This window comes from Sideroxydans sp. (assembly GCF_054604835.1).
Genome location: NZ_JBTSFG010000007.1, coordinates 10,874 through 35,948 on the forward strand (window position 1 = coordinate 10,874; position 25,075 = coordinate 35,948).

General features: G+C 58.0%; 27 protein-coding genes. 14 read left to right on the forward strand and 13 right to left on the reverse strand.

The genetic code is table 11. The features are described 5' to 3' along the window. Positions 1 to 20: 20 nt before the first annotated feature. From dxs to ACYCZ5_RS11440, 3 genes are read right to left on the reverse strand one after another with little or no spacing between them, the layout of a single operon-like run. The gene (gene dxs, locus ACYCZ5_RS11430; protein ID WP_461544929.1) at positions 21 to 1,868 is read right to left on the reverse strand and encodes a 1-deoxy-D-xylulose-5-phosphate synthase; all 1,848 of its coding nucleotides are present in this window, start codon (positions 1,866 to 1,868) and stop codon (positions 21 to 23) included. Further along, positions 1,868 to 2,761 (reverse strand): polyprenyl synthetase family protein, encoded by an 894-nt coding sequence (locus tag ACYCZ5_RS11435; RefSeq protein ID WP_461544930.1) that lies wholly within the window; start codon positions 2,759 to 2,761, stop codon positions 1,868 to 1,870. Before ACYCZ5_RS11435 ends, dxs begins: the two co-directional genes overlap by 1 nt. Then, on the reverse strand, positions 2,761 to 3,000 hold the full coding sequence (locus ACYCZ5_RS11440) for an exodeoxyribonuclease VII small subunit (protein ID WP_461544931.1): 240 nt from the start codon (positions 2,998 to 3,000) through the stop codon (positions 2,761 to 2,763). The genes ACYCZ5_RS11435 and ACYCZ5_RS11440 overlap by 1 nt, the downstream gene beginning before the upstream one ends. A 181-nt stretch (positions 3,001 to 3,181) precedes the next feature. Here ACYCZ5_RS11440 and ACYCZ5_RS11445 point away from each other — a divergent pair, with 181 nt between their 5' ends. From ACYCZ5_RS11445 to ACYCZ5_RS11455, 3 genes are read left to right on the forward strand one after another with little or no spacing between them, the layout of a single operon-like run. After that, positions 3,182 to 4,288 carry an aromatic ring-hydroxylating oxygenase subunit alpha gene (locus ACYCZ5_RS11445; RefSeq protein WP_461544932.1) on the forward strand — a complete coding sequence of 369 codons (1,107 nt, stop codon included), beginning with the start codon at positions 3,182 to 3,184 and terminating at the stop codon, positions 4,286 to 4,288. Between the two features lie 19 nt (positions 4,289 to 4,307). Continuing rightward, complete coding sequence (locus ACYCZ5_RS11450; protein WP_461544933.1) at positions 4,308 to 5,144, forward strand: DMT family transporter; 837 nt, start codon at positions 4,308 to 4,310, stop codon at positions 5,142 to 5,144. Next, positions 5,141 to 5,488, forward strand: a complete 348-nt coding sequence (locus tag ACYCZ5_RS11455) for a SpoIIAA family protein (protein ID WP_461544934.1) — start codon at positions 5,141 to 5,143, stop codon at positions 5,486 to 5,488. Before ACYCZ5_RS11450 ends, ACYCZ5_RS11455 begins: the two co-directional genes overlap by 4 nt. 63 nt (positions 5,489 to 5,551) lie before the next feature. On the opposite strand, the gene rpmG is transcribed toward ACYCZ5_RS11455, so the two are convergent. From rpmG to ACYCZ5_RS11505, 10 genes are all read right to left on the reverse strand, one after another. Then, positions 5,552 to 5,722: a 50S ribosomal protein L33 gene (rpmG, locus tag ACYCZ5_RS11460; RefSeq protein WP_459722404.1), complete on the reverse strand. Its 171-nt coding sequence runs from the start codon at positions 5,720 to 5,722 to the stop codon at positions 5,552 to 5,554. Positions 5,723 to 5,734: 12 nt separating this feature from the next. Next, entirely contained in the window at positions 5,735 to 5,971 is a 237-nt protein-coding gene (gene rpmB, locus ACYCZ5_RS11465) for a 50S ribosomal protein L28 (protein ID WP_461544935.1), read from the reverse strand. Positions 5,972 to 6,046: 75 nt separating this feature from the next. Continuing rightward, positions 6,047 to 7,345 (reverse strand): histidinol dehydrogenase, encoded by a 1,299-nt coding sequence (gene hisD / locus ACYCZ5_RS11470; RefSeq protein ID WP_461544936.1) that lies wholly within the window; start codon positions 7,343 to 7,345, stop codon positions 6,047 to 6,049. Next, entirely contained in the window at positions 7,342 to 7,977 is a 636-nt protein-coding gene (gene hisG / locus ACYCZ5_RS11475) for an ATP phosphoribosyltransferase (protein WP_461544937.1), read from the reverse strand. The genes hisD and hisG overlap by 4 nt, the downstream gene beginning before the upstream one ends. A gap of 49 nt (positions 7,978 to 8,026) precedes the next feature. Further along, positions 8,027 to 9,277, reverse strand: a complete 1,251-nt coding sequence (gene murA, locus ACYCZ5_RS11480; RefSeq protein WP_461544938.1) for a UDP-N-acetylglucosamine 1-carboxyvinyltransferase — start codon at positions 9,275 to 9,277, stop codon at positions 8,027 to 8,029. A gap of 6 nt (positions 9,278 to 9,283) precedes the next feature. Continuing rightward, positions 9,284 to 9,574 (reverse strand): STAS domain-containing protein, encoded by a 291-nt coding sequence (locus ACYCZ5_RS11485; RefSeq protein WP_461544939.1) that lies wholly within the window; start codon positions 9,572 to 9,574, stop codon positions 9,284 to 9,286. A gap of 3 nt (positions 9,575 to 9,577) precedes the next feature. Then, a complete protein-coding gene (locus tag ACYCZ5_RS11490; RefSeq protein ID WP_461544940.1) occupies positions 9,578 to 10,204 on the reverse strand; it encodes an MlaC/ttg2D family ABC transporter substrate-binding protein in 627 nt (208 codons plus the stop codon). Positions 10,205 to 10,228: 24 nt separating this feature from the next. Next, positions 10,229 to 10,687 carry an outer membrane lipid asymmetry maintenance protein MlaD gene (gene mlaD / locus ACYCZ5_RS11495; RefSeq protein WP_461544941.1) on the reverse strand — a complete coding sequence of 153 codons (459 nt, stop codon included), beginning with the start codon at positions 10,685 to 10,687 and terminating at the stop codon, positions 10,229 to 10,231. 2 nt (positions 10,688 to 10,689) lie between these two features. Then, entirely contained in the window at positions 10,690 to 11,478 is a 789-nt protein-coding gene (gene mlaE, locus ACYCZ5_RS11500) for a lipid asymmetry maintenance ABC transporter permease subunit MlaE (RefSeq protein ID WP_461544942.1), read from the reverse strand. Then, positions 11,478 to 12,284, reverse strand: coding sequence for an ABC transporter ATP-binding protein (locus ACYCZ5_RS11505; protein ID WP_461544943.1), 807 nt, complete (start codon positions 12,282 to 12,284; stop codon positions 11,478 to 11,480). The genes mlaE and ACYCZ5_RS11505 overlap by 1 nt, the downstream gene beginning before the upstream one ends. A 159-nt stretch (positions 12,285 to 12,443) precedes the next feature. Between ACYCZ5_RS11505 and ACYCZ5_RS11510 the strand changes: the two genes are divergently transcribed. The 11 genes from ACYCZ5_RS11510 to ACYCZ5_RS11560 all read left to right on the forward strand — a co-directional run bounded on the left by ACYCZ5_RS11510 (position 12,444) and on the right by ACYCZ5_RS11560 (position 25,013). Then, positions 12,444 to 13,871 carry a sigma-54-dependent transcriptional regulator gene (locus ACYCZ5_RS11510; RefSeq protein ID WP_461544944.1) on the forward strand — a complete coding sequence of 476 codons (1,428 nt, stop codon included), beginning with the start codon at positions 12,444 to 12,446 and terminating at the stop codon, positions 13,869 to 13,871. 9 nt (positions 13,872 to 13,880) lie between these two features. Next, a complete protein-coding gene (locus ACYCZ5_RS11515) occupies positions 13,881 to 15,344 on the forward strand; it encodes an ExeA family protein (protein WP_461544945.1) in 1,464 nt (487 codons plus the stop codon). A 175-nt stretch (positions 15,345 to 15,519) separates the two neighbouring features. Next, positions 15,520 to 16,776: a hypothetical protein gene (locus tag ACYCZ5_RS11520; protein WP_461544946.1), complete on the forward strand. Its 1,257-nt coding sequence runs from the start codon at positions 15,520 to 15,522 to the stop codon at positions 16,774 to 16,776. Then, entirely contained in the window at positions 16,718 to 17,944 is a 1,227-nt protein-coding gene (locus ACYCZ5_RS11525; protein ID WP_461544947.1) for an IS256 family transposase, read from the forward strand. The genes ACYCZ5_RS11520 and ACYCZ5_RS11525 overlap by 59 nt, the downstream gene beginning before the upstream one ends. 66 nt (positions 17,945 to 18,010) lie before the next feature. Then, positions 18,011 to 18,535 (forward strand): type II secretion system protein GspD, encoded by a 525-nt coding sequence (locus ACYCZ5_RS11530; RefSeq protein ID WP_461545104.1) that lies wholly within the window; start codon positions 18,011 to 18,013, stop codon positions 18,533 to 18,535. Next, the gene (locus tag ACYCZ5_RS11535; RefSeq protein ID WP_461544948.1) at positions 18,532 to 19,626 is read left to right on the forward strand and encodes a tetratricopeptide repeat protein; all 1,095 of its coding nucleotides are present in this window, start codon (positions 18,532 to 18,534) and stop codon (positions 19,624 to 19,626) included. The genes ACYCZ5_RS11530 and ACYCZ5_RS11535 overlap by 4 nt, the downstream gene beginning before the upstream one ends. Before the next feature lie 8 nt (positions 19,627 to 19,634). Continuing rightward, positions 19,635 to 21,341, forward strand: a complete 1,707-nt coding sequence (locus tag ACYCZ5_RS11540; RefSeq protein ID WP_461544949.1) for a GspE/PulE family protein — start codon at positions 19,635 to 19,637, stop codon at positions 21,339 to 21,341. A gap of 6 nt (positions 21,342 to 21,347) precedes the next feature. Next, positions 21,348 to 22,550: a type II secretion system F family protein gene (locus ACYCZ5_RS11545; RefSeq protein ID WP_461544950.1), complete on the forward strand. Its 1,203-nt coding sequence runs from the start codon at positions 21,348 to 21,350 to the stop codon at positions 22,548 to 22,550. 2 nt (positions 22,551 to 22,552) lie between these two features. Further along, positions 22,553 to 24,028, forward strand: a complete 1,476-nt coding sequence (locus tag ACYCZ5_RS11550; RefSeq protein WP_461544951.1) for a hypothetical protein — start codon at positions 22,553 to 22,555, stop codon at positions 24,026 to 24,028. Further along, positions 24,025 to 24,624 (forward strand): hypothetical protein, encoded by a 600-nt coding sequence (locus ACYCZ5_RS11555; RefSeq protein WP_461544952.1) that lies wholly within the window; start codon positions 24,025 to 24,027, stop codon positions 24,622 to 24,624. The genes ACYCZ5_RS11550 and ACYCZ5_RS11555 overlap by 4 nt, the downstream gene beginning before the upstream one ends. After that, positions 24,621 to 25,013 (forward strand): hypothetical protein, encoded by a 393-nt coding sequence (locus ACYCZ5_RS11560; protein ID WP_461544953.1) that lies wholly within the window; start codon positions 24,621 to 24,623, stop codon positions 25,011 to 25,013. The genes ACYCZ5_RS11555 and ACYCZ5_RS11560 overlap by 4 nt, the downstream gene beginning before the upstream one ends. Positions 25,014 to 25,075: the final 62 nt, after the last annotated feature.

The following is a 25,075-nucleotide window of genomic DNA, read 5'->3' on the forward strand; positions in this document are numbered from 1 at the left end:
GTTTTTGTCGGGTTATCTCTTTATGCGGTGACATGCACCTTGCGGATGGCACTTTCGATGCCGGCTGCATCCAGCCCGCAATCCGCCAGTAACAGTGCATGCTCACCCTGCTCTACGAAGCGGTCGGGCAAGCCCAGATGCAACATGGATACCTTCACGCCATGTTGCGCGAGGCATTCAGCCACCGCGCTGCCGGCACCGCCCTGCACCGTATTCTCTTCCACGGTGACCAGCAGCACGTGTTCGCGCGCCAGCTTCAATACCAGTTCCGCATCCAGTGGTTTGACGAAGCGCATGTTGGCGACCGTGGCATTCAGCTTCTCCGCCGCTTCCAGCGCAGGTGCCAGCATGGTGCCGAACGACAGGATGGCGACGCCGATACCGCTGCGGCGGATCTCGCCCTTGCCGACTTCCAGCGCAGTCATTTCCTTGCTGACCGGCACGCCCGGCCCGGTGCCGCGCGGATAACGCACGGCGGTCGGCGACGACATACGATAGGCGGTGGTCAGCATCTGGCGGCATTCGTTCTCGTCCGCAGGGGCCATCACGGTCATGTTGGGGATGCTGCGCAGATAGCTCAGATCGAAGCTGCCCGCATGTGTTGCGCCGTCCGCCCCGACCAGTCCACCACGATCAATGGCTAGCATCACCGGCAGGTTCTGGATGGCGACATCGTGGATCAACTGGTCGTAGGCACGTTGCAGGAAGGTGGAATAGATGGCGACCACCGGTTTGCTGCCCTCGCAGGCCATACCGGCCGCGAAAGTGAGTGCGTGCTGCTCGGCAATGCCGACATCGAAATATCTGTCCGGATACTTTTCCGAGAACTCGGTCATGCCCGAACCCTCGCACATCGCGGGCGTGATGCCGACCAGTTTGTCGTCCGTCGCCGCCATGTCGCACAACCATTCACCGAATATCTGCGTGTAACTGCGGTGCGGTGCAGGCTTGGGGATGATGCCGCTGGTGCGGTCGAACTTGGACACCCCGTGGTAGAGCAGGCAGTCTTCTTCCGCCAGCGCATAACCCTTGCCCTTCTGCGTAACGATGTGCAGGAACTGTGGACCTTCCAGCTTGCGGATGTTGCTAAGCGTATCCATCAGCACGTTGATGTCATGGCCGTCGATGGGACCGATGTAGTTGAAACCGAATTCTTCGAACATCGTACCGGGGATGACCATACCCTTGATGTGTTCCTCGGTACGCTTGGCGAACTCCAGCACCGGCGGCATACCTTTGAGCATCTTCTCGCTGCCGCGACGCATCGCCGCATAGAAACGGCCCGACATCAGTTTCGCCAGATAGTTATTGAGCGCACCGACCGGAGGCGAGATCGACATGTCGTTGTCGTTGAGGATGACCAGCAGGTTGGCATCCATCGCGCCCGCGTTATTCAGCGCCTCGAACGCCATGCCGCCTGTCATCGCACCGTCACCGATGATGGCGACCGCGCGCTCGTCCGTCCCGCGCAACTTTGCTGAAGCTGCCATGCCCAGCGCGGCCGAGATCGATGTACTGGAATGGCCGGTACCGAATGTGTCGTAGGGACTTTCGTCGCGCTTGGGGAAACCGGCGATACCGCCATGCATGCGCAACCTGGCCATCGCGGCGCGGCGACCGGTGAGGATCTTGTGCACGTAGGTCTGGTGGCCTACATCCCACACCAGCTTGTCCTGCGGCGTGTTGAACACGGCATGCAGGGCGATGGTCAGCTCCACCGTACCCAGATTGGAAGAGAGATGGCCGCCGGTCTTGCTCACCGACTCGATCAGGAACTCGCGCAATTCATCCGCCAATTGCGGCAGCTGATCGCGGGAAAGTTTGCGCAGATCCTCGGGGCTATTGATGGTATCGAGCAGCGGTGTCATCAGAACTTTCTTAACACGATGAAGTCGGCCAGTTCGCGCAGTCTTAACGCAGCCTCGCCGAATTCGCCCAAGGTATCCAGCGCTTCACGATGCAGACCTTGCGCCATCTCTTTGGCACCGGTCAGTCCAAGCAGGCTGACATAGGTCGGTTTGTCGTTGTCGGCATCCTTGCCCGCGGTCTTGCCCAGCGTCGCAGTATCCGCTTCACAATCGAGCACATCATCCACAACCTGGAAAGCTAGGCCGATCAGTTTGCCGAAATGATCCAGACGTTCCATTTGCGAGTCGCTCAGCTTATTACCGCAATAGGCACCGAGCAGGATGGCAGCACGGATCAGCGCGCCGGTCTTGTGGATGTGCATCTGCTCCAACTCGGGTAGCGACAGTTGTTTGCCCACACTGGCCAGATCGATGGCCTGCCCGCCTGCCATACCACGCGAGCCGGAGGCGACGGTCAGCAGCTTCACCATCTGCAACTGCTTGTGCGCATCGTCGTTCAGACGGTGTTCGGACAGAAACTGGAATGCAAGACTTTGCAGCGCATCGCCCACTAGCAAAGCAGTGGCCTCGTCGTATTCGACATGGCAGGTCGGCTTGCCGCGACGCAGCACATCGTCGTCCATGCAGGGCATGTCGTCGTGTACCAGTGAGTAGGCATGGATGAGTTCTACCGCGGCGGCAGCGACCGCCACGCGCTCGGCAGTCGCGCCCGCCAATTCACCGGCGGCATAGGCCAGCAACGGACGCACGCGCTTGCCGCCGTCCAGCACGCTATAGCGCATTGCGCCGTGCAGACGTTGCGGCGTCACGTCGGCCTGCGGCAGCAGGCGCTTCAATGTCTCTTCAAACCGGGATTGATGGGTGGATACCCATGCGGTGAAATCGGCAGCCATCAGTTTGCTTCACCGACGTCGAGATCCTTCAACACACCTTCTTCCAGCACGCGCACCTGCTGCTGCGCTTCTTCCAGACGCGTACGGCAGAAAGTCATCAGTTCCGCGCCGCGTTTGTAGGCGGCAAGTGAATCCTCAAGAGACAGCTTGCCTGATTCCATATCTGCCACGAGTTGTTCCAGATCGGCCATGGCCGTCTCGAAGCTCGGCTTCTTTTCAGACTTAGTCGCCATCATCATTCCTGTATGCATTGTTTCGCGTAGGGGCGGCATTTTACCCAAGCCTATACAGTGCGGCCAATTTTTGTTGCCCGGTCCTGACTTTTAAAGGACAATCCCCGACCCCGTAAACATCCGGGAATCGATAGAACATGCTTTGTGGGCATTGTCTGATTCCCCGTATTCACAGAGGAATGTGGGTATGTCCGAAATAGCAAAGCTGCAGCAATTCAATCCCGTCTCTGCGCAACCCCCGTTGAGCTGGTATTTCGACCCCAAGGTCCTGGAGATCGAGCAACGTGTATTGCTCGACGCCGGCCCGCAGTATGTCGGCCATGAATTGATGGTGCCGAACCTTGGCGACTACCATGTGATCGAGTGGATGGACAAAGCCAAGATGCTGGTGCGCAACGAAAGTGGCGTGGAGCTGCTTTCCAATATCTGCCGCCATCGTCAGGCTACCATGCTGGAAGGGCGCGGCACTGCGAAGAACATCGTATGCCCGCTGCATCGCTGGACATACAAGACCGACGGCGAGCTGATCGGCGCACCGCATTTCCCCAACAATCCCTGCCTGCATCTAAACAAGACGCCGCTGCAGAACTGGAACGGCCTGCTGTTCGCCGGCAAGCGCGATGTCGCGAAAGATCTGGCCAACATGCCCGCCTTCAAGGAGATCGATTTCTCCGGCTACATGCTGGACCGCGTCGAGATCGACGAATACAACTTCAACTGGAAGACTTTCATCGAGGTCTATCAGGAGGATTACCACGTTGTGCCGTTCCATCCCGGTCTCGGCCAGTTCGTGGACTGCGACGATCTGCAATGGACCTTCGGCGAGCACTTCAGCGTGCAGACCGTCGGCATCAACCATGCGCTGAAAAAGTCCGGCAGCCCGACCTATGCCAAATGGGCGCAGCAGGTGCTGCGCTATAACAACGGCGAATTGCCCAAGTACGGCGCGATCTGGCTGACCTACTACCCCAACATCACCGTCGAGTGGTATCCGAACACGCTGGTGGTCAGCACGGTCGTACCGCGCGGCACGGACGCCTGCACCAACATCGTCGAGTTCTATTATCCCGAAGATATCGTTCTGTTCGAGCGCGACTACATCGAAGCGGAGAAGCAGGCCTATCGCGAGACAGCAGTCGAAGACGACTTCATCTGCCTGCGCATGCATCAGGGCCGCCGCGCCCTGTACAAGCAGGGCGTCGAGGAGCAAGGCCCCTATCAGTCACCGACCGAGGACGGCATGCTGCACTACCACGAGTTCCTGCGTCGCCATCTCGAGCCGCATTTGAAATAGCAAAGTGGGCTCGCTATGGATGCTGGCCGCAGCATCACTCTTCGCCTGCATGGGCGCACTCGTCAAACTGGGGGCGCCCCACTTCTCCAGTGGTGAATTGGTGTTCTACCGCTCCTTCTTCGGCTTGCTCGTGGTGTACGCACTGCTGCACCGCTCACGCATAAGACTCTCCACCTTCCATTGGCGCACGCATCTGTGGCGCGGTCTGTCCGGCACGGTTGCCATGCTGCTGTTCTTCCACTGCATCACCGTCCTGCCTCTGGCCACAGCCATCACGCTGAACTACACCTCTTCGCTGTTCCTATCACTGCTAACCGTGCTGGTATTGAAGGAGAAGTTCCATCTGCCGATGAGCACAGCGCTGGCGACAGGGTTCGCCGGTGTGGTGTTGCTGCTGCAACCCACACTGGAACAAGAACAATTTGCGGATGGCTTGCTGGGTGTCGCCTCGGGTTTGCTCGCGGGCATTGCGCTGATGAATGTGCGTCACCTTGGCATGCTGGGCGAACCCGGGATGCGCGTCGTGTTCTATTTCAACCTGATCGCCACACTCGCCAGCGCGATGTGGATACTCGGCGACACGCTGCATGCCGTCTCGTTATCCGACCTGCCGCTGCTGATCGCCATCGGCGCTTCCGCCACCTTCGCACAGCTGTTCATGACACGTGCTTACCGCACCGGCCAGACGTTGGTGGTGGGTAGCTTGGCCTACACCACCATCGTATTTTCCGCGCTGCTCGGCCTGCTTTTCTGGCACGAGCATCTGAGTATCGAAGCATGGCTAGGCATGGGTCTCATCATCGCCAGCGGTGTGTTAAGCTTGAAACTATCCCCCAAGATCCAGGAAAAAACATGATCACCATCGCCGACAACAACAATCTGGTCAACATCGCCGTCATGGGTGAATTCACACTGGCCGACTTCAAACAGTTCGAGCAACACGCACTTTACAAATTGAAAAGCGGCAGCGGTCTCAACCTGATCTTCGATCTGCGCGGCATGCTGTCTTACACGCCGGATGTGGCATGGGAAGAGGTCAAGTTCTTCAGCCGCGAACACAATCATGACTTCAACAGGATCGCGGTCGTCACCGACGACCAGTGGCTGACCTGGCAAGCTTGGCTGTCCCGCCTGTTCGTGGATGCAGACATCAGCGCCTTCGGCGACTACAGCGAAGCAGAAAGCTGGGCCTCCGCCTGATTGCGGCGGCACAAACAAAAAAGCCCGCAGCGATGCGGGCTTTTTTGTTGAACCGGAGCCGAATCACTTCAGCTTGGTTTCCTTGTATGCAACATGCTTACGTGCCACCGGATCGAACTTCATGAATTCGAGCTTCTGTGGAGTAGTGCGCTTGTTCTTGTTGGTCGTGTAGAAATGCCCTGTACCAGCAGAGGATTCCAGCTTGATCTTCTCGCGTCCGCCTTTAGATGCCATGGTGCGTCTCCTTTATACCTTCTCGCCGCGGGCGCGCATCTCGAACAGTACGGCTTCGATGCCGTTCTTGTCGATCGTGCGCAGTGCGGCATTAGTCAGGCGCAAAGACACCCAACGATTTTCTGATTCAACCCACAAACGACGGCGTTGCAGATTCGGCAAAAAACGACGCTTTGTTTTGTTGTTGGCGTGGGAAACATTGTTGCCCGACATTGGGGCTTTTCCCGTTACTTGACATACGCGTGCCATGACTGACTCCAGACCAATTGCAAAAATGAGGCGCGGATTCTACCCAAACCGGACAGAACACACAACCGAAAGTTTCTAGCTGTTTTTTCTATATAGCGCGGACTGGGCGTGAGCCTGCAAACCCTCGCCAAATGCGAGGGTAGCGGCGATAGCGCCTAATTTTTGCGCACCGACCGCCGAAACCTGGATCAGGCTGCTGCGTTTCTGGAAGTCATAAACGCCCAGCGGCGAGGAAAAACGCGCCGTTCCAGAAGTCGGCAATACATGGTTCGGCCCGGCACAGTAGTCGCCCAGCGACTCCGATGTATAGCGCCCCATGAAGATGGCACCGGCGTGCCTGAGCTTGGGCAGCCAAATTTGCGGGTCGGCCACCGATAACTCCAGATGTTCAGGCGCGATGCGATTGGATATCGCACAAGCTTCGTCCATATCCGCAACATGGATCAATGCGCCGCGATTCTCCAGCGCGGTCTTGATGATGTCCTTGCGCGGCATCTGCGCCAGTAATTTGTCGGCACTGGCAGCCACCGCTTCGATGAAGGCCGCGTCCGGCGACAGCAGGATGGCTTGCGCCAGTTCGTCGTGTTCGGCTTGCGAGAACAGATCCATCGCCACCCAGTCCGGATCGGTCTGCCCGTCGCAGATCACCAGTATCTCGGAAGGTCCCGCGATCATGTCGATGCCGCAAGTGCCGAACACGCGGCGCTTGGCTGCAGCGACATAGGCGTTGCCCGGGCCGACGATCTTGTCCACCTTGGGGATGCTGGCCGTGCCGTAAGCCAGCGCCGCCACGGCTTGGGCACCACCGATGGTGAACACGCGATCTACACCACACAGATGCGCAGCAGCCAGCACCAACTGATTCTTGGTGCCGTCCGGCGTGGGTACCACCATGATGAGTTCGGACACACCGGCCACCTTGGCGGGCAAGGCATTCATCAATACGGATGATGGGTAGGCCGCCTTGCCGCCCGGCACATAAAGACCGACACGATCCAGCGGTGTGACTTGCTGCCCGAGCAGCGTGCCATCTTCGTCTTCATAACTCCAGGAGGCCTGCACCTGTTTCTGGTGATAAGCGGTGACGCGCTGCGCAGCCTGCTCCAGTGCGATCCTCTGCTCGGCGGGCAGACCGTCGAATGCCGCCTTCAGCTCTGACTTCGGCAACTCCATCGCGGCCGCATCGACCAGCGGCAGACGGTCGAACTTGCGGGTGTATTCCAGCACAGCGTCGTCGCCGCGCTTCTTCACATCGGCGAGAATGGCGGAGACAGTCGCTTCCAGCTTCTCGTCGGCGGTTTCCTCGAAGGCGAGCAGCGTGCTCAGGCGCGCATCGAAATCGGCTTGCTGTGTAGAGAGTCGTGTGATGTTCATTTGATCGCTCCGGCAAAGGCGTCCAGCATGGGCTGGATGGTCGCGCGCTTGAGTTTCAGCGAAGCCTGATTCACCACCAGACGCGAAGAGATATGCACGATCTCCTCTACCGCCACGAGGTTGTTGGCTTTCAGTGTTGCGCCGCTACTGACCAGATCGACGATGGCGTCGGACAGCCCGACCAGCGGCGCCAGTTCCATGGAACCGTACAGTTTTATGAGATCGACATGCACACCCTTGGACGCGAAATGCTCGCGTGCCGTCTTCACATACTTGGTCGCCACGCGCAGACGAGCGCCCTGCTTCACTGCTGACTCGTAGTCGAAGCCATTCTGCACGGCGACCATCATGCGGCACTTGGCAATGTTCAGATCGAGCGGCTGGTACAAGCCCTCGCCGCCGTGTTCGTTGAGCACATCCTTGCCCGCCACGCCCAGATCGGCCGCACCGTACTGCACATAGGTCGGCACGTCGGAAGCGCGCACGATGATGAGTCGCACATCGTCGCGGTTCGTGGGCAGAATGAGTTTGCGCGAAGACTCCGGGTCTTCCAGCGGCTTGATGCCGGCCGCTTCCAGCAGCGGCAGTGTCTCTTCGAAGATGCGTCCTTTGGACAGGGCGATGGTGATCATTTTCTACTTTCTATCGTTGCAAACGGCGCAAGCGCCCGCATTCAGGAGATTATTTTATACGACGGATGTTAGCACCGAGCTGCGAGAGCTTGCTTTCAATGTGCTCGTAACCGCGATCCAGATGGTAGATACGGTCGATGACGGTCTCGCCCTGCGCCACCAGTCCGGCGATGACCAGACAGGCCGATGCGCGCAGGTCGGTGGCCATCACGGTCGCGCCTTCCAGATGCGCCACGCCCTTGACCACCGAGGTGTTGCCTTCCACATCGATATGCGCGCCCAGACGGCGCAATTCCTGCACATGCATGAAGCGGTTCTCGAAGATGGTCTCCACCACCATCGAGCTGCCTTCCGCGATGCAATTTAGCGCCATGAACTGCGCCTGCATGTCGGTCGGGAATGCCGGGTGCGGGGCGGTACGCACGTTGACCGCCTTGGGACGACCGTTCATTTCGAGATGGATGCTGTCACCATCGACTTTGATCTTGGCGCCCGCCTCGCTGAGTTTTTCCAGCAAAGTTTCGAGGATATCCGCGCGCGTCTCGCGCAGCGTGATGCTGCCGCCTGTCGCCGCAGCAGCCACCAGAAAAGTACCGCTCTCGATACGATCGGGCATGATGCGATGCGTCGCACCATGCAACGACTCTACGCCGGTGATGGTGACCGTGTCGGTGCCGTCGCCGCTGATCCTTGCCCCCATCGCGCGCAGACAGTCAGCCAGATCGACCACCTCCGGTTCGCGCGCCGCGTTCTCCAGCACGGTCACGCCGTCGGCCAGCGCCGCCGCCATCATCAGGTTCTCGGTGCCCGTCACGCTGACGATATCAAAGAAGATGCGCGCACCTTTCAGTCGCTTGGCCTTGGCGTGGATGTAACCGTGCTCGATGGCGATCTCCGCGCCCATCGCCTGCAAGCCTTTGATATGCAGATCGACCGGACGGGAGCCGATGGCGCAACCTCCCGGCAGAGAGACCTTGGCATCACCGAAGCGCGCCACCAGCGGCCCCAGCACCAGAATGGCTGCGCGCATGGTCTTCACCATGTCATAGGGAGCTTCCCAATTGTCGATCTTGCCGCCGTTGAAAGTGATCTCATTCGGCGCCACTTCCGCAGTGACACCCATCTGCAGCAGCAGTTTGCGCATGGTGCCGACGTCGTGCAGATCGGGCAGGTTGGTCAGATGCAAAGTGTCGGCGGTCAGCAAGCTGGCGCACATGATGGGCAAAGCGGCGTTCTTGGCGCCGGAGATACGGACTTCGCCGCGCAGTGTCGCGCCGCCCTGGATGGCTAGTTTTTGCATATCAGTTCAATGAGTGGAGTTGTCTGGAGTCGCGATGGAAAGCATGGTGGCCACGTCGTAGAGATCGGCGAGACTGCGCAGGTTCTCCGGAATGTTGATGAACTCAAGTTTGCCCCCATGCTGGCGCGACCAATGCATGAGCACCCCCAGCGCGGCCGAGTCGACGGCGGTCACCCCGGCCAGATCGATGACCGAGACATTGCGCCCGGCCGAGACTTCAGTGAGCGAGGCGGCTCTCGCCGTTTCCAGCGTAAGCGGCCCGGACACCAACATGCGATCACCTTCGAACTGTATCAATTCCTATCCTTTGCTTCCTGCTGCTGCAACATCGCTGACATCGCGGTTCTTCTCAGACAGCGTCTTGATCAATCCGTCTATACCCACTTGCTTGATCTCATCGGCAAACGATCCGCGATAGCTGGTCACCAGACTGATCCCTTCCACCGTCACATCGAAGGCTTGCCATTTGCCGTCATTCTTCTTCATTTCGTAATCCACCGTCACCACACGCCCGTCCGGCACGCGTATCACCGAACGCACGGTCGACTCATCCTCACCCAGCATCCTGGCCGATTTGACCTCGACCACGGGCTCGACGTAAGTGCTGAACACTTTTGTGTATGTACGTACCAGCATGGTGCGGAATTCTTTGACCAGTGCTTCTTTTTGTTCGGGCGTCGCGGTCCGCCACGGGCGACCAACGGCCAGTTGCGTCATGCGCTTGAAATCGAAATGCGGCAAGATCTTGGCATCCACCAACGCCAGCAAACGCGCCTGATCCGACACGATCGCCTTGTCCTGCTTCACGATCGCCAGCACCTCGCGCACGGTAGCGATGATCAATCCATCGGGCGTAGCCACATCCTGCGCGAAAGCGGAGGACCAGCTTAAAGTTGCCGCCAGCAACATCATCAACAGTTTTTTCATGACTTTTCCTTTACGCCCGGACGATCACTTATCGCCCGCCTCGCTGAACAGGAACTTCCCGATCAGATCTTCCAGCACCATGGCCGACTGCGTCTTCCTGAACACGCCGCCATCCTGCAACACCTCTTCATCGCCGCCGGGGATCAGCCCGATGTATTGCTCGCCCAGCAGACCCGAGGTCAGGATGTTGGCGAATGTGTCCTTGGGGAACTCGTAGCGCTTGTCTACGCTGATCGTCACCTTGGCTTCGTAACGGTCGGTATCCAGCGTGATGCTGCTCACCCGCCCCACCAGCACGCCGGCACTGCGCACCGAAGCAGTCGGCTTCAAGCCCCCCACATTGGTGAAGTACGCCGACAACTGGTAGGTCTCCGACACGTTATAGGTGCTCAAGTTTCCGACCTTCAGTGCCAACACCACCAAAGCGGCGATACCCGCCACCACGAAAGCCCCCACCCACAGATCCAATGTCGTACGTTGCATCGTCAAACTCCCCTGAACATGAATGCGGTCAAGATGAAATCAAGCATCAAGATCGCCAAAGATGATTCCACCACCGTGCGCGTGGTCGCGCCCGATACGCCTTCCGCAGTCGGCGGCGCATCGAAACCTTCGAACAGGGCGATCACAGTGACCGCCACGCCGAACACAAAACTCTTGATCACACCGTTGATGATGTCCTCGCGAAAATCCACCGATGCCTGCATCTGCGACCAGAACGAGCCTTCGTCCACCCCGATCATCACCACACCGACCACATAACCGCCGAACACGCCCATCGCCGAAAATATTGCGGCCAGCAAAGGCATGGAGATGACACCCGCCCAGAAGCGCGGTGCCACCACCCGTGCGATCGGACTGACCGCCATCATCTCCATCGCGGCGACCTGCTCGGTCGCCTTCATCAGACCGATCTCGGCTGTCATCGCCGAACCGGCGCGGCTGGCGAACAGCAGCGCCGCCAGCACAGGCCCCAGTTCACGCACCAGCGACAACGCGACCAGCGAACCCAGCGCGGATTCTGAACCGTAGCGTTTCAGCGTCTCGTACCCTTGCAAACCCAGCACCATGCCGACGAACAAGCCTGCCACGCCGATGATGATGAGCGACATCACGCCGCTGGAGAACATCTCTTTCACGATAAGCTGGAAGCGGCGGAAACTCATGCCGGACTGCATCAGTGTCAGCGCCAGAAAGCGCGACGCGACGCCGAGTCGCCACACCGAATCCACGACACGATGCCCCACTCCCCGCACACTCTTGATCAACGGCATCAGTCAGTCACTCCCATGTCCTGCGCATACGTGGTGGCGGCCGGATAGTGGAAAGGCAGCGGCCCGTCCATCTCGCCGTGCACGAACTGGTGCACGAACGGATCGTTCGATGCACGAATCTCGTCCGGCGTCCCTTCCGCACGGATCACACCATCCGAAATAAAATAAACGTAATCCACGATCTTCAGCGATTCCTGCACATCATGTGTCACCACCACCGAAGTCGTGCCCAACGCGTCGTTCAGCTTGCGGATCAATTGCCCCACCACCGAGAGCGAGATGGGATCGAGTCCGGCGAACGGCTCGTCATACAGGATCAACATCGGGTCCAGCGCGATTGTGCGCGCCAGTGCGACCCGCCGCGCCATGCCGCCGGAAAGTTCCGCCGGCATCAACTGATGGGTACCGCGCAAGCCGACCGCGTGCAACTTCATCATCACCAAATCATGGATGATCTCTTCCGGCAGATCGGTGTGTTCGCGCATCTGGAAAGCGACATTGTCGAACACCGACATATCGGTGAACAAAGCGCCGAACTGGAACAGCACGCCCATCTTGCGGCGCATCTCATACAGGCCTTTTTCATCCAGATCGTGGATGACCTTGCCGTCGATGCGCACCTCGCCACGTGTCGGGCGCAACGCGCCACCGATCAGCCTGAACAGCGTGGTCTTGCCGCAACCGCTGCCGCCCATCACGGCGATCACCTTGCCCTTACCAAAGGACATGTTGATTCCGTTCAGCACGGGCCGCTGATCGTACGAGAAGTTCACATCCCGTATTTCAACTAATGCTTGTTCGGACACAAATACACCTCGACTGATAATCAGGCGCGCATTCTATCACCTCGCCTGTTCAGATTCGCCATGCTCGACCGTCCGGCATTCCTGCCGTAGCGTCGGCTTGAGCTCAGCCCGATTACTGGCTATCCTGCGCGCGTTGCCCAACCACCGCATACCAATACATTGACTACTGACGTCCGCCCCAGCCTGCTCATCGTCGATGACGATCCACTCATACGTGATTCGCTGCATCTGGCGCTCTCGGACGAATTCGACATCCTGCTGGCCGAGGACCGGCCGCAAGCCGTTCGATTGGTGCGCGAGCTGACCGTGCCACCGCAACTGGCACTGGTCGATCTGGGGCTGCCGCCCACCCCGCACCGCCCGCAGGAAGGCTTCCGTCTGATCGCAGAGCTGCTGGCCCACGCTCCCGACATCAAGATCATCACCCTCTCCGGACAGAGCGACGAAGGCAATGCCCGGCATGCGCGCGCATTGGGCGCCTTCGAATTCGTGGCCAAACCCAGCAGACCAGAGGCCTTGCGCGCCGAATTACGCGCCGCCCTCATCGCCCAACACAGCGAACGCAGGAGCGCCGCCTATAACGAACAGCAACTTGGCATCATCGGTGACAGCCTGCCTATCCGCACGATGCGTGACCAGATCAGGCTCTACGCTAACACGCCCTATCCGGTACTGATCCAGGGCGAATCCGGCAGCGGAAAAGAATTGGTGGCCGCCGCGCTGCAGAAGCTGAGCCGCGATCCCAATGCCCCCTTCATCGCCATCAACTGCGCCGCGATCGCCCCCAATCTGCTTGAATCCACCTTGTTCGGCCATGCCAAGGGCGCATTCACAGGCGCGACCACCGCCCAAGTGGGGTTCTTTGAAAAGGCAGCCGACGGCACCCTGTTCCTCGACGAGATCGGCGAGCTGCCCCAGGAGTTGCAAGCCAAACTGTTGCGTGTGCTGGAGAACGGCGAATACCAGCGCGTGGGCGAGACCGCCACCCGCAAGAGCAATGCGCGCATCGTCGCAGCGACCAACCTGATCCTGGCCCAAGCGGTACGCAGCAACGACTTCCGCAGCGACCTGTTCCATCGTCTCAGCGTATTCACCATCAACGTCCCTTCATTGCGCACGCTGGGCGAAGACAAGGTGTTGCTGCTCGATCATTTCCGGCGCATCTATGCCCAGCAGATGCAAAGTACCCCGTTCACGCTGGATGAATCCGCGGAAGCAAGCTGGAAGAGCTATAGCTTTCCCGGCAACACCCGCGAACTGCGCAACATCGTGATCCGCCTAGTCACCAAACACCCCGGTGCACGACTCACTGCCAGACAGCTTGAGAGCGAGTTCGACCTGCACCCTGAATTGTCCGACGGACTGACCACCTTACCCGAAGCCGGCGTGCATGCGCGCTTGCAACAAGGCGACTTCAATCTGGATGATCTGCTGATGGGCTATGCTCAAACGTATATCGATGCCGCCATGGAACTGGCGCACGGCAATGTGAGCGAAGCGGCCAAACTGCTCGGCATCGCGCGCACCACCCTGTACAGTCGCATGGAAGCATTGCAAAAACACAGATCGCAGCAACGCAATCAATAAGGGGAAAAGATGTATCTGGAGCACTTCGGCCTCAATGAGCCTCCGTTCAAGATCACACCGGTCACAGATTTCTTCTTCTCGGGTGCCAACCGCGGCGAGATCCTCGACGCACTGGTCTACGCCATCACCGACGGCGAAGGCATCATCAAGATCAGCGGTGAGGTCGGCAGCGGCAAAACCATGCTGTGCCGCATGCTGCTGGACAAACTGCCCACCAACATCAAGGCGATCTATCTCGCCAACCCAAGCATGTCGCGCGACGAACTGCTGTACGCCATCGCCGACCGCCTGCAACTCGACCTGGAAGGCAAGCGCGTCAACGTCATCCTGCAGACGCTGCAAAACCATCTGGAAGCGATGTACGAGCGCGGCGAACGCGTCGTGGTACTGGTAGACGAAGCCCACGCCATGCCGCTGGAGACACTGGAAGAGTTGCGATTGCTCTACAACCTGCAGGTCGGCAAACACAAATTGCTGCAGATCGTATTGTTCGGCCAGCCCGAACTGGACGAAAAACTGGCGCAGACCAATATGCGCCAACTGAAAGATCGCATCGTCCACCACTTCACCATCCTGCCGCTGTCCCCCAAGATCGTGCATGCCTATCTGATGTTCCGCATGCGGGCAGCCGGTTACAAGGGACCGGATATCTTTTCCGCCAATGCGGAAAAACAGATCGGCAAAGCCTCGCAAGGCCTGATGCGCAGAGTCAACATCCTGGCCGACAAAGCACTGCTGGCAGCTTTTGTGGAAAACACGCACAAGATCGAAGAGCGTCACGTGCAAGCGGCCTTGCGCGACAGCGAGATGACCCCGATGCGCAATTGGAACGGCCGCCGCTATGCCGCCGTACTGGGCGGGCTACTGTTGTTCAGCGCCACGCTTGCAGGATTCGTCTGGTTCCTGAATCAGGAACGTGCTTCCGAAGCGCCCAAGCCAGCCCAACCAGCAGAATTGGCGCCTATGGTTAGCACGGCAACTGCCGCAACCGTCGCACAAGCAGCGTCAGCAACGGCTGATGCAACGCCACTTGGCGATAAGCCGGTTGTCGCCGCCAGCAGCGTCGCGCCGATAGCCACGCCAACCAGCATTGTAGAAGCACGCCCTGCCCTCAAGCTCAAACAACTGCCCGGCATTCCCGCCAACAGCCTGCTGCAGCAAAGGCTGGATGCCACCGAGGCCATGTTGAATGCCGCGCCACAAGGCAGCACTAGCATCCAACTGTTCTATACCGAGAATGTGCAGCCGGCGCGCATGGAAGGATTCCTGCGCAGAGCCCGTAAATTGGGCAAGCTGGAAGAGATCTTCATCATTCCTATCGAGCTGCAGGGTCAGGATGCTTTCCGCGTGCTATATGGCAGTTTCCCCAGCAGTAGCAAGGCTCGCGCCGCTATTCCAGAACTCCCCGCACGCTATCTGGAAGCTTTTGCACCGACTCTGCACTTGCTGGAAAGTTATCAAAACCTCCCATAAGCCGATGAAAGAAAAAAATATATAGTCCATCAGGACTGTTGCGAGCCCCAGTGTTTTAGGTTACCTTTCGCCCAAACAACAGGGGGAAATGGGAATGAGGTCCAGTCACGCATTACTTTGCGCTACAGGTGTATTGCTAGCCGCCTGTAGTACGAAACCGCTCAAGCAGTCCGACATGCACATCCAGCAAACGCCGGACACCGTCGCCCGCAGCAGTGGCACCATCCCCCAACCCAGCAAACAAGCCGTCGTCCTCCCCCCTCCCAAAGCTGCAGCCAAGGTAGAAACCTACAGCGTCGTCGTCACCAATCTTCCCGCTCGCGAAGTGCTGTTTGCGCTGGCTCGGGATGCCAAGATCAACATTGACATCAATTCCGGAATTGAAGGACTGATTACCCTTAACGCCATTAATCAGACTTTGCCTCAAATCCTTGACCGCATATCTAAGCAGATCGATATGCGTTACACACTCGACAATGGGAATTTATTTGTCGAGGCTGACACTCCATTCTTAAAAACATACAAAATTGATTTCATCAATATGTCCCGGACTGTGTCCAGCAAGCTTTTCACAAGCAGCCAGGTCGGAGGCGCTTCAAGTAACACTTCTGGTGGCAACAGTGCTTCGACCACTGTAACCAGCGAAACCAAAAATAATCTAGTGGAAAGCCTGGTTGCCAACATCAAAGCCATCATTTCTGATGAGGATAGAATCAGGCACAGCGAAAAACTAGAGCTTCGCAATGAAATGCGTGCTCAAGCCGAATACGCCCAAGGCAATTCAGGCTCCGAGAACAGTAATGAGGCCAGCAACAAAGCACAGCAACCACAACAAGCTTCAAAATATGAGCCTGCAGTCAACATAAATGCCAACAGTGAAACTGGCGTCATAATTGTCCGAGCGACATCGCGCCAACACAGTAAGGTGCAAGAATTTCTCACAAAGGTGATGCAAACAGCCCGACGCCAAGTGCTGATTGAAGCAACCATCGCGGAAGTAAGCTTGAACAGCAATTATCAGCAGGGTATAAATTGGTCGAAGCTGGCATCGGGAACTTCCGGATTTTCTTTTGATTTCGGAGATGGGACTCCAACTCCAACAGCGACTGCCAATGGCATGCTAGCTATTGGCTACGCCAATCCAGCCTCGAAATTTGGAAACATAAGTAGCGCGGTTAAGTTGCTAGATTCCTTTGGCGACGTTAAGGTTCTTTCCAGCCCAAAGCTGAGTGTGATGAACAACCAAACTGCAACCATCAAGGTTGTGGACAATAGAATTTACTTCACGGTGCAGGTCACACCTGGAGGGTGTAAGAATTTTTGTGTAAACGGTCATTTGGCAGGAAACTGCCGCCACTTTGAAAGGAGTAGCAATGACCGCAGCAAAAGCACTACCAGCAGATTTGATCGACAGCCTGCTGTCTGGCTATAAGAAGCCCGAAGATCTGATAGGCGAGAACGGCCTACTCAAGCAACTCACCAAAGCACTCGTTGAACGGGCGCTGGATGCCGAGATGGAAGCCCACCTCGGCCATGCCAAGAACGATACCGTTACCAATCCCGCAGGCAACACCCGTAACGGCAAAAGCAGCAAGAAACTCAAGGGCGAGTTCGGCGAACTACCCATCGAAATCCCCCGCGACCGCCACGGCAGCTTCGAACCACAGCTCATCCCCAAGCATCAAACCCGTTGGAATGGATTTGACGACAAGATCCTGTCGCTCTACGCCCGTGGTATGACGGTGCGCGAGATACAGGGCCACCTAGAAGAAATGTATGGCACCGAGGTATCGCCTACGCTGATCTCATCCGTGACCGACGCGGTCATCGAAGAGGTCAAGGCATGGCAGTCCCGTCCGCTCGATGCGCTGTATCCCATCGTCTATCTCGACTGCATCCATGTGAAGGTACGCGATAGCGGCAGCGTACGTGCGAAGGCGGTGTATCTGGCGCTGGGCATCAACATGGCTGGCGAGAAAGAATTGCTGGGCATCTGGATCGCCCAGACCGAGGGGGCGAAGTTCTGGTTGCAGGTGGTGACCGAACTCAAGAACCGTGGCGTGCAGGACATCTTCATCGCCTGCGTGGATGGCTTGAAAGGCTTCCCGGAAGCCATCGAGACGGTCTATCCCAAGACCGCCGTGCAGCTGTGTATCGTGCACATGGTGCGCTACAGCCTGAACTACGTGAGCTGGAAACTACGCAAGGAGATTGCTGCCGACCTGCGCAGCATCTACGCAGCCGCCACCGTCGAAGAGGCCGAGCAGAATCTGAACGAGTTCGAAGAGAAATGGGGCTCGGCCTACGCGCCCATCGCACAATCCTGGCGACGCAACTGGCCACGCATCATCCCGTTCTTCGACTACCCACCGGAGATCAGGAAGGTGATCTACACCACCAACGCCATTGAGTCGGTGAACATGAGCCTGCGCAAGATCACCAAGAACAGGGGCTCGTTCCCAACTGATGAGTCGCTATTGAAATTGTTTTACTTGGCGCTGAATAACATCAGCAAGAAGTGGACGATGCCGATACGAGATTGGAAGGCTGCGTTAAATCGGTTTACTATTCAATTCGAAGATCGGATGCCGCAGCAGTAGAGAAACCCCGTTTACACAAAATTCCGGACACCCTCCACACCTGGTTCTACAACTGGCACCACTATCATCCCGGCGTCTTTCACTACTACTGCAGTACCTGTTTCAATTGGCTTCACCATGAACGTGACGCCAGAAATCAACGATTTCGACAATGTGACGATTAACGTCCGCCCTACCATTACTCGCATCATCGGTTATGTTAAAGACCCCAACCCTAATTTGGCGAATCCCTGCGGCAGCGGTGTTGCAACCTGCAACATCCCCGCAATAGACAATCAGATCCCGGAAATCAGAACGCGTGAAATCGAGTCTATTATTCGTGTGAATAGTGGGCAAATCGCCGTCTTGGGTGGCCTGATGGAAGACGAGATTGATTATCAAAGTGACGGCATCCCTTTACTCAGCGACATCCCCGGCGCTGGCAATTTATTCAAAAGTCGCAATGACACCAAAATCAAAAAAGAACTCGTCATCTTTCTTCGACCAATCGTAATCAAGGACAGCAGTCTTGATGGCGATTACGTCGGATTCCGCGATAGCTTGCCGACCAGCGACTTCCTCAAGCCCGAGAGCGAAAAGGAAACACGATGAGCTTGCTACTCGACGCGATGAAGAAGTCTGGCGAACAAGGCAAGGGCACCGGCCTGACGCTGGAGGAGCATCCCAATCAGTCGACAGCCTATGTAGCCCCGGAAAGCACGCCGACTGAAACTTCGCGCGCCGCAGGACAAGCCCTGTTTGCGGCAAAGAAGAAAAAAGAGCCGCCTCGCCGTCGCTGGAAACTGGGGCTGGTTCCGACCACCTTTCTGATCTGCAGCACGATAGGCGCAGGTTACGGCTATTACGTCTGGACCGAGCTCAACCCGCCCGTCAGACGCCCTGCACCGCGCCCCGTACCTGTCGCGGCTGCGCCGATCACCCCGCCACCGGCCGCGCCGCGCCTGGTCGCAGACATCGCGCCGGAGCCGGTCCCCGTGCAAGCAGCAGAACCAACCCCGACCGTTACGCCGCCGGTAACCGAGACGGTCAAAGCGGCACCGGCCCAACCTGTCACCCGACGCGCCACCGAACGCACACCTCGCCGCCTGACCATCCAACGCCAGCCCAAGGCGGACACCATCACCCCGGCATTGCAGGATGCCTGGCAGGCGTATCAACGCGGCGAGTATCTGTCGGCTGCCCAGGGCTACCACAACGTGCTCGCTCAGGATGCCCGCAACCGCGATGCCTTGCTTGGCCTGGGCGCGGTTGCGCAGCAACAGGGACAGGATCAGACTGCGCAACACTACTACCGTCAGGTGTTGTTGCTCGACCCCCGCGATCCGGTCGCTTTGGGGGCGATGGCTTCCTACAGCACGGACCAGGTCGACTCCGAAGTGCGGTTGAAGCAGATGCTGTCCGAACAACCGCAAGCCGCAGCCTTGCATTACGCACTGGGCAACACCTATGCGGACCAGTCACGCTGGGCAGAGGCACAGCAGTCCTACTTCAGCGCGCGCGCACTAGAGCCGGGCAATGCATTGTTCACCTTCAATCTGGCCGTCAGTCTGGATCATCTTGGTCAAAGCAAGCTGGCTGCCGATCATTACCGCCAGGCGCTGGATTTGGACAGCAGCAATAGCGCCGGCTTCGATCACGTACAGGCACAGCGTCGTCTGAATGAACTGACCTCTCCCCGCTAGGAACGACGATGGCCGCACCGCAACAACAGTTCCAGCAGCCGATCGGACAATTGCTCATCGCCAAGGGCGTCATCAGCGAAGACCAGTTGCGTATCGCCACCCAAGAGCAGAGCAAATCCCCCCAACCGCTGGGGCGCTTACTGGTTCGTCTCGGCTTCCTGTCCGAGGCGACCATCCGCGACGTGCTGTCCGAAAACCTGGGACAGGAGAGCGTCGATCTGGCGAACGTGATCGTCGATTCCGCGGCCGTGACGATGATTCCGAAGGAAGTCGCGCGGCGCTATCAATTGGTGCCGATCTCGGTGGATGCGGCCAACAAGAATCTGACGCTCGCCATCGCCGATCCGGACAACATCATCGCGCTGGATCAGGTGCGCGCGTTGCTCAAGGACGAGTACCGGCTGATCACGCTGCTGGCCAGCGAATCCGACATCCTGCGCGCGATCGACCAGTATTACGGCTTCGAACTTTCCATCGACGGCATCCTGCACGAGATCGAACCGGGCGAACTGGAACACCAGGGCCTGCAGCAAGGCGTCAATGAATTCAGCCAGCCGGTGGTACGTCTGATCGACGCGCTGCTGACCGAAGCCGTGCAGCAGAACGCCTCCGACATCCACTTCGAACCTGAGAACAGTTTTCTGCGCATCCGCTACCGCGTGGACGGCGTGCTGCGCCAAGTGCGCAGTCTGCACAAGAGTTTCTGGCCGGCCATGGTGGTGCGCCTGAAGGTGATGAGCGGCATGAACATCGCCGAGACGCGCGCGCCACAGGATGGCCGCATCTCGCTGCGTCTGTCCGGTCGCCCCATCGATTTCCGCGTCGCTTCGCACCCCACCCAGTATGGCGAGAATCTGGTGCTGCGCATCCTGGACCGCCAGAAAGGCATCGTGCCGATCAACCAGCTCGGGCTGGACGACATCGCGCTCTCAACGCTGCTTTCCATCATCTCCAAACCGGAAGGTATCGTGCTGGTCACCGGCCCGACCGGCTCCGGCAAAACCACCACGCTCTATTCCATCCTCAATCATGTGAACACCGAATCGGTGAACATCATGACCTTGGAAGATCCGGTGGAATATCCGATCCCGCTGATCCGCCAAAGCTCGGTGAACGAAGCCGCCAAGCTCGATTTCGTCAGCGGTATCCGCTCCCTGATGCGTCAGGACCCGGACATCATCCTGGTCGGCGAGGTGCGCGACCATCCGACTGCCGAGATGGCGTTCCGCGCCGCGATGACCGGCCACCAGGTGTATTCGACGCTGCATACCAACTCTGCCGTGGGCGCCATCCCGCGCTTGCTCGATATTGGCATCCTGCCCGACATCCTGGCCGGCAACATCATCGGCATCGTGGCGCAGCGCCTGATCCGCATGCTGTGCCGCCATTGCAAATATCCTTACCAGCCCGACCTGTCGGAACGGAAACTGCTCGGCCTGCACCACAACGAAGAGGTCACCCTCTACCGCGCAGCCGGTTGTGACATCTGCCACCATCAGGGCTACTCTGGACGTCAAGCCATCATGGAGATCCTCAAGATGGATTCCGACATGGACGACCTGGTCGCGCGTCGCGCCAGCATCCGCGATATCAAGCACGCCGCATTGGAAAGCGGTTTCCGCCCACTGGCGCAGGACGGCATCAGACGTATCTTGCAGGGCGTCACTTCCGTGGCGGAAGTCTCGCGCGTAGTCGACCTCACTGATCGGCACTAACGCCCCATGGCCCTCTATCTCTACAAAGCAATCGACAGCGACGGCAAGCGCGCCAAAGGACTGCAGGATGCAGCCAATCTGATCGACCTGGAGATGCGCCTCAAGCGCGGCGGTCTGGATCTGATCAGTGCAAAGGAGGAAGACCATGCCGCCTCCTTCGGTTCAACCAAGGTCAAACGCGTCGATCTCATCACTTTCTTTTTCAACCTTGAGCAACTTTCGCGGGCTGGCGTGCCGCTGCTGGAATGCCTGGCCGATCTGCGCGACACCATGGAGGAACCCTCCTTCCGCGAGATCATCGCCAGCATGGTGGAATCCATCGAGAGCGGAAAGAAACTATCGCAAGCGATGGCAGAACATCCCAACGCTTTCGACAAGATCACCGCCAACCTGACCAAGGCCGGCGAGGACAGCGGCAGATTGGTAGATGTGTTCAAACACCTCATGGAATCGCTGAAGTGGCAGGACGAGATGGCCTCGCAGACCAAGACCATGATGATCTATCCTGCTTTCGTCGGCACCATCGTGCTGGCCATCACCTTTTTCCTGATGATCTATCTGGTGCCGCAGTTGGTGGGATTCATCAAAGGCATGGGGCAGGAAATTCCCATCCAGACACGCATCCTGCTGGCCACGTCCGATATTTTCGTAAATTACTGGTATGTAATTTTGCTCACACCGTTCGTGCTGTTCGGCAGCTTCAAACTGGCACTGCTGGTCAATCCCAAGCTGCAATACCACGTGGACAACCTCAAGCTGAACATTTGGCCCACCGGCCCTATCCTGCGCAAGATCATTCTGGCCCGCTTCGCCAACACCTTCGCCATGATGTACAGTTCCGGCATCACCATCCTGGACTGCATCGCCAATTCGCGCGATCTGGTGGACAATCAGGTCATCGCGCAGAGCCTGCAGAATGTCATGAGCGAGATCGAAGCCGGCAAGAATCTGACACAGAGCTTCCAGAAGACGGGCATCTTCCCGCCTCTGGTCGTGCGTATGCTGAAGGTCGGCGAGGCCACCGGCCAGCTCGACCAGGCACTGCTCAACGTCAGTTATTTTTATGATCGCGACGTGAAGGATGCGATCAAAAAGGTGCAGGTCATGATCGAGCCGGCCATGACACTGATCCTTGGCGCACTACTCGGCTGGGTGATGCTATCTGTCCTCTCGCCCATCTACGACCTCATCGGCAAAGTACAGCTCTGACTATGGCACGCACCCTGTTATTCCTTAGCGCAGAAAACTTCCAGGCCTACCTCTGGAACGGCAGCGGCCTGAGCTTCGCGCATGAGTTCAGCAACGACGCGGACGGTCGCGAGCAGTTCTCCGCCTTCGTCGAACAGCATCGCAACCCGACCTATCTGCTGGTCGACATCATCGAGGAAGACTTTCATCTAGAGACCATCCCGCATCTGATCGGTCCCAACCGCAAAGCGCTCATCGGCCGCAAGTTCGAGCAGTACTACCGCAGCACCCCTTTCCGTCAGGCGACCCTGCTCAAGCGGCAGGAGGAAGGTCGGCGCGATGACGAATATCTGTTCTCGGCCCTGACCAATCCGCAGCGCATCACGCCCTGGCTGGATGCATTGCTGGAGAACCATGTGCCGCTGGCGGGCATCTACTCCATCCCCAACATCAGCGCACCGTTGCTCAAAGACATCCAATCCGAGCACATCCTGCTGTTGACCTGGGAGCGCAACGCCGGCTTGCGCCAGACCTATTTCCACAACAAGCGGCTGCATTTCTCCCGCCTGATCCCGATCAACGAGAGCGGTACGCTGATCGATTCGGTCATTTCCGAGACACCGCGCACGCAGCAATACCTGAAGAGCCTTTCATTGCCACCACCCGGTGAGGTTCTGGAAGTCTATATCCTTTGCCACGCGAACGAGATCGCGCAGCTCAATACGCAGCTCGCCAGCAGCGGCGATATGCATTTCAACTATCTGGACATCACCGATTTCGCGCGCCGCCACAAGTGCAAACAGGAAATCGCAGATTCCGACTGCACCCCGCTGTTCCTCAACCTGCTTGCAGCGAAGCCGCCCAGCGCCCACTATGCCGGTTCACAGCACACCCATTTCTTCATGTTGTGGCAACTGCGTTTCGTCTTGTTCGGGCTGGCTTTCGTCATTTTGCTGCTTGGCCTGTTGTGGAGTGGCATGGCTTTCTGGCAAAGCGAGCAGTTCTCTGCGGAGACGACCCCGCTGAACCAGCAAACGACTCAACTTCAAACACAGGCGCAAGGGATACAGCGTAACTTCGCCAACACCTCAGTGCCCGCTGCCGACATGAAGACAGCAGTGCTGTTGGCTCGCAGCCTGAACCAGTATTCGCACCCACCTCAAGAGATCATCTATGAGTTGAGCGCTGTGCTGGAATCCTTCCCGCGCATCACCTTGAACAATCTGTCATGGCGCACCAGCCCTGAGGATGCAGCCCCTTCCCAGTATCCCGCGCAGGTCATCACTTTCATCGGCTCCCTTGCAGGATTCGGCAGCGACCACCGTGGCGCGCTGGCTTATCTCGAGCAGTTCGAGCAAGCCTTGATCCAGCGCGGCTATGCCGTCAGCGCCACAGCACTGCCACTGGATATCACATCCAAAGGCAGCATCAGCGGCCAGAGTGCCGGATCTTCGCAAGGCCAGTTCACCCTAAAGATCATATGGAGGACCCCGTCATGAGCTTCACCACAGACGACCTCGGCGAGATCAAATGGAGTCTGCTCGCCTGCCTGATCAGCGCAGGCTTCGCGGTCGGGGTTATCAATTACAGCGCCACCATCCAGCAGCAATCCCTTAAGGATCTTCAGCAAGCGCAGCGCCAACTCAATACAGCGCGCGACCTTCTCCTCACTGCACAGAACGACCAGGAGAACATGGCCTCGTACCAGATGGAATATGACGCATTGGTCGCGCAGAAAGTCATCGGTAACGAGCAGCGGCTGGATTGGATCGAAGGTCTGGAAAAGTTGCGCAAACAAAACCTGCTACCGGATTTCAAATACACGATAGGCCCGCAAACTTCCTACGCTCCCAACCCGCCGCTGAATGCAGGCAACTTCGCACTCAGCCTCAGCCCCTTATCCATGGAGTTCGATCTGCTGCACGAAGGCCAGCTCCTGAATTTCTTTGAAGCGCTGAGTCGCCAGATGCCGGGCTGGTTCCTGCTCGACAAGTGCGCCCTTTCCCGTACTGACGACGCGCAAAACGGCGGCGTCATGCTGAAAGCAGCATGCGCAGGAGGCTGGTTCACCATGAAGAACCGGGACACGCCATGAAAATCCGATTCGCTTTGATTCTGCTTACCCTGGTCTCTACCACAACCGTGCAAGCTGCCGAATTGGGCCGTCTGTTCTTTACCCAGAATGAACGCGCGCAACTGGAACGGCAGCATGTACTCAGTGCCGACGAGCCCGGCAACGACAGCCACTCTCTCATCGTCAACGGCATGATCCAACGCGATGGCGGGAAGCGCATCATCTGGATAAACGGCGAGCAACAAGCCGCCGGTTCTGCCGACTCGCGCACACCGGCCAGCGTACCGGTGATCCTGCCGGGAAAGACCGAATCGGTGAAGGTCAAGGTCGGGCAGCGGCTGATGCTGGACAGTCCCGTTACACCATCAAGCTCCCAGCCTTCAAAAATGCAAGCCTCGAACGACGATTAAACCATGTCGCACTTGCCGCATAAATTTGCCCGACACTTTCAAAGTTTGCACACTCAGAGAGG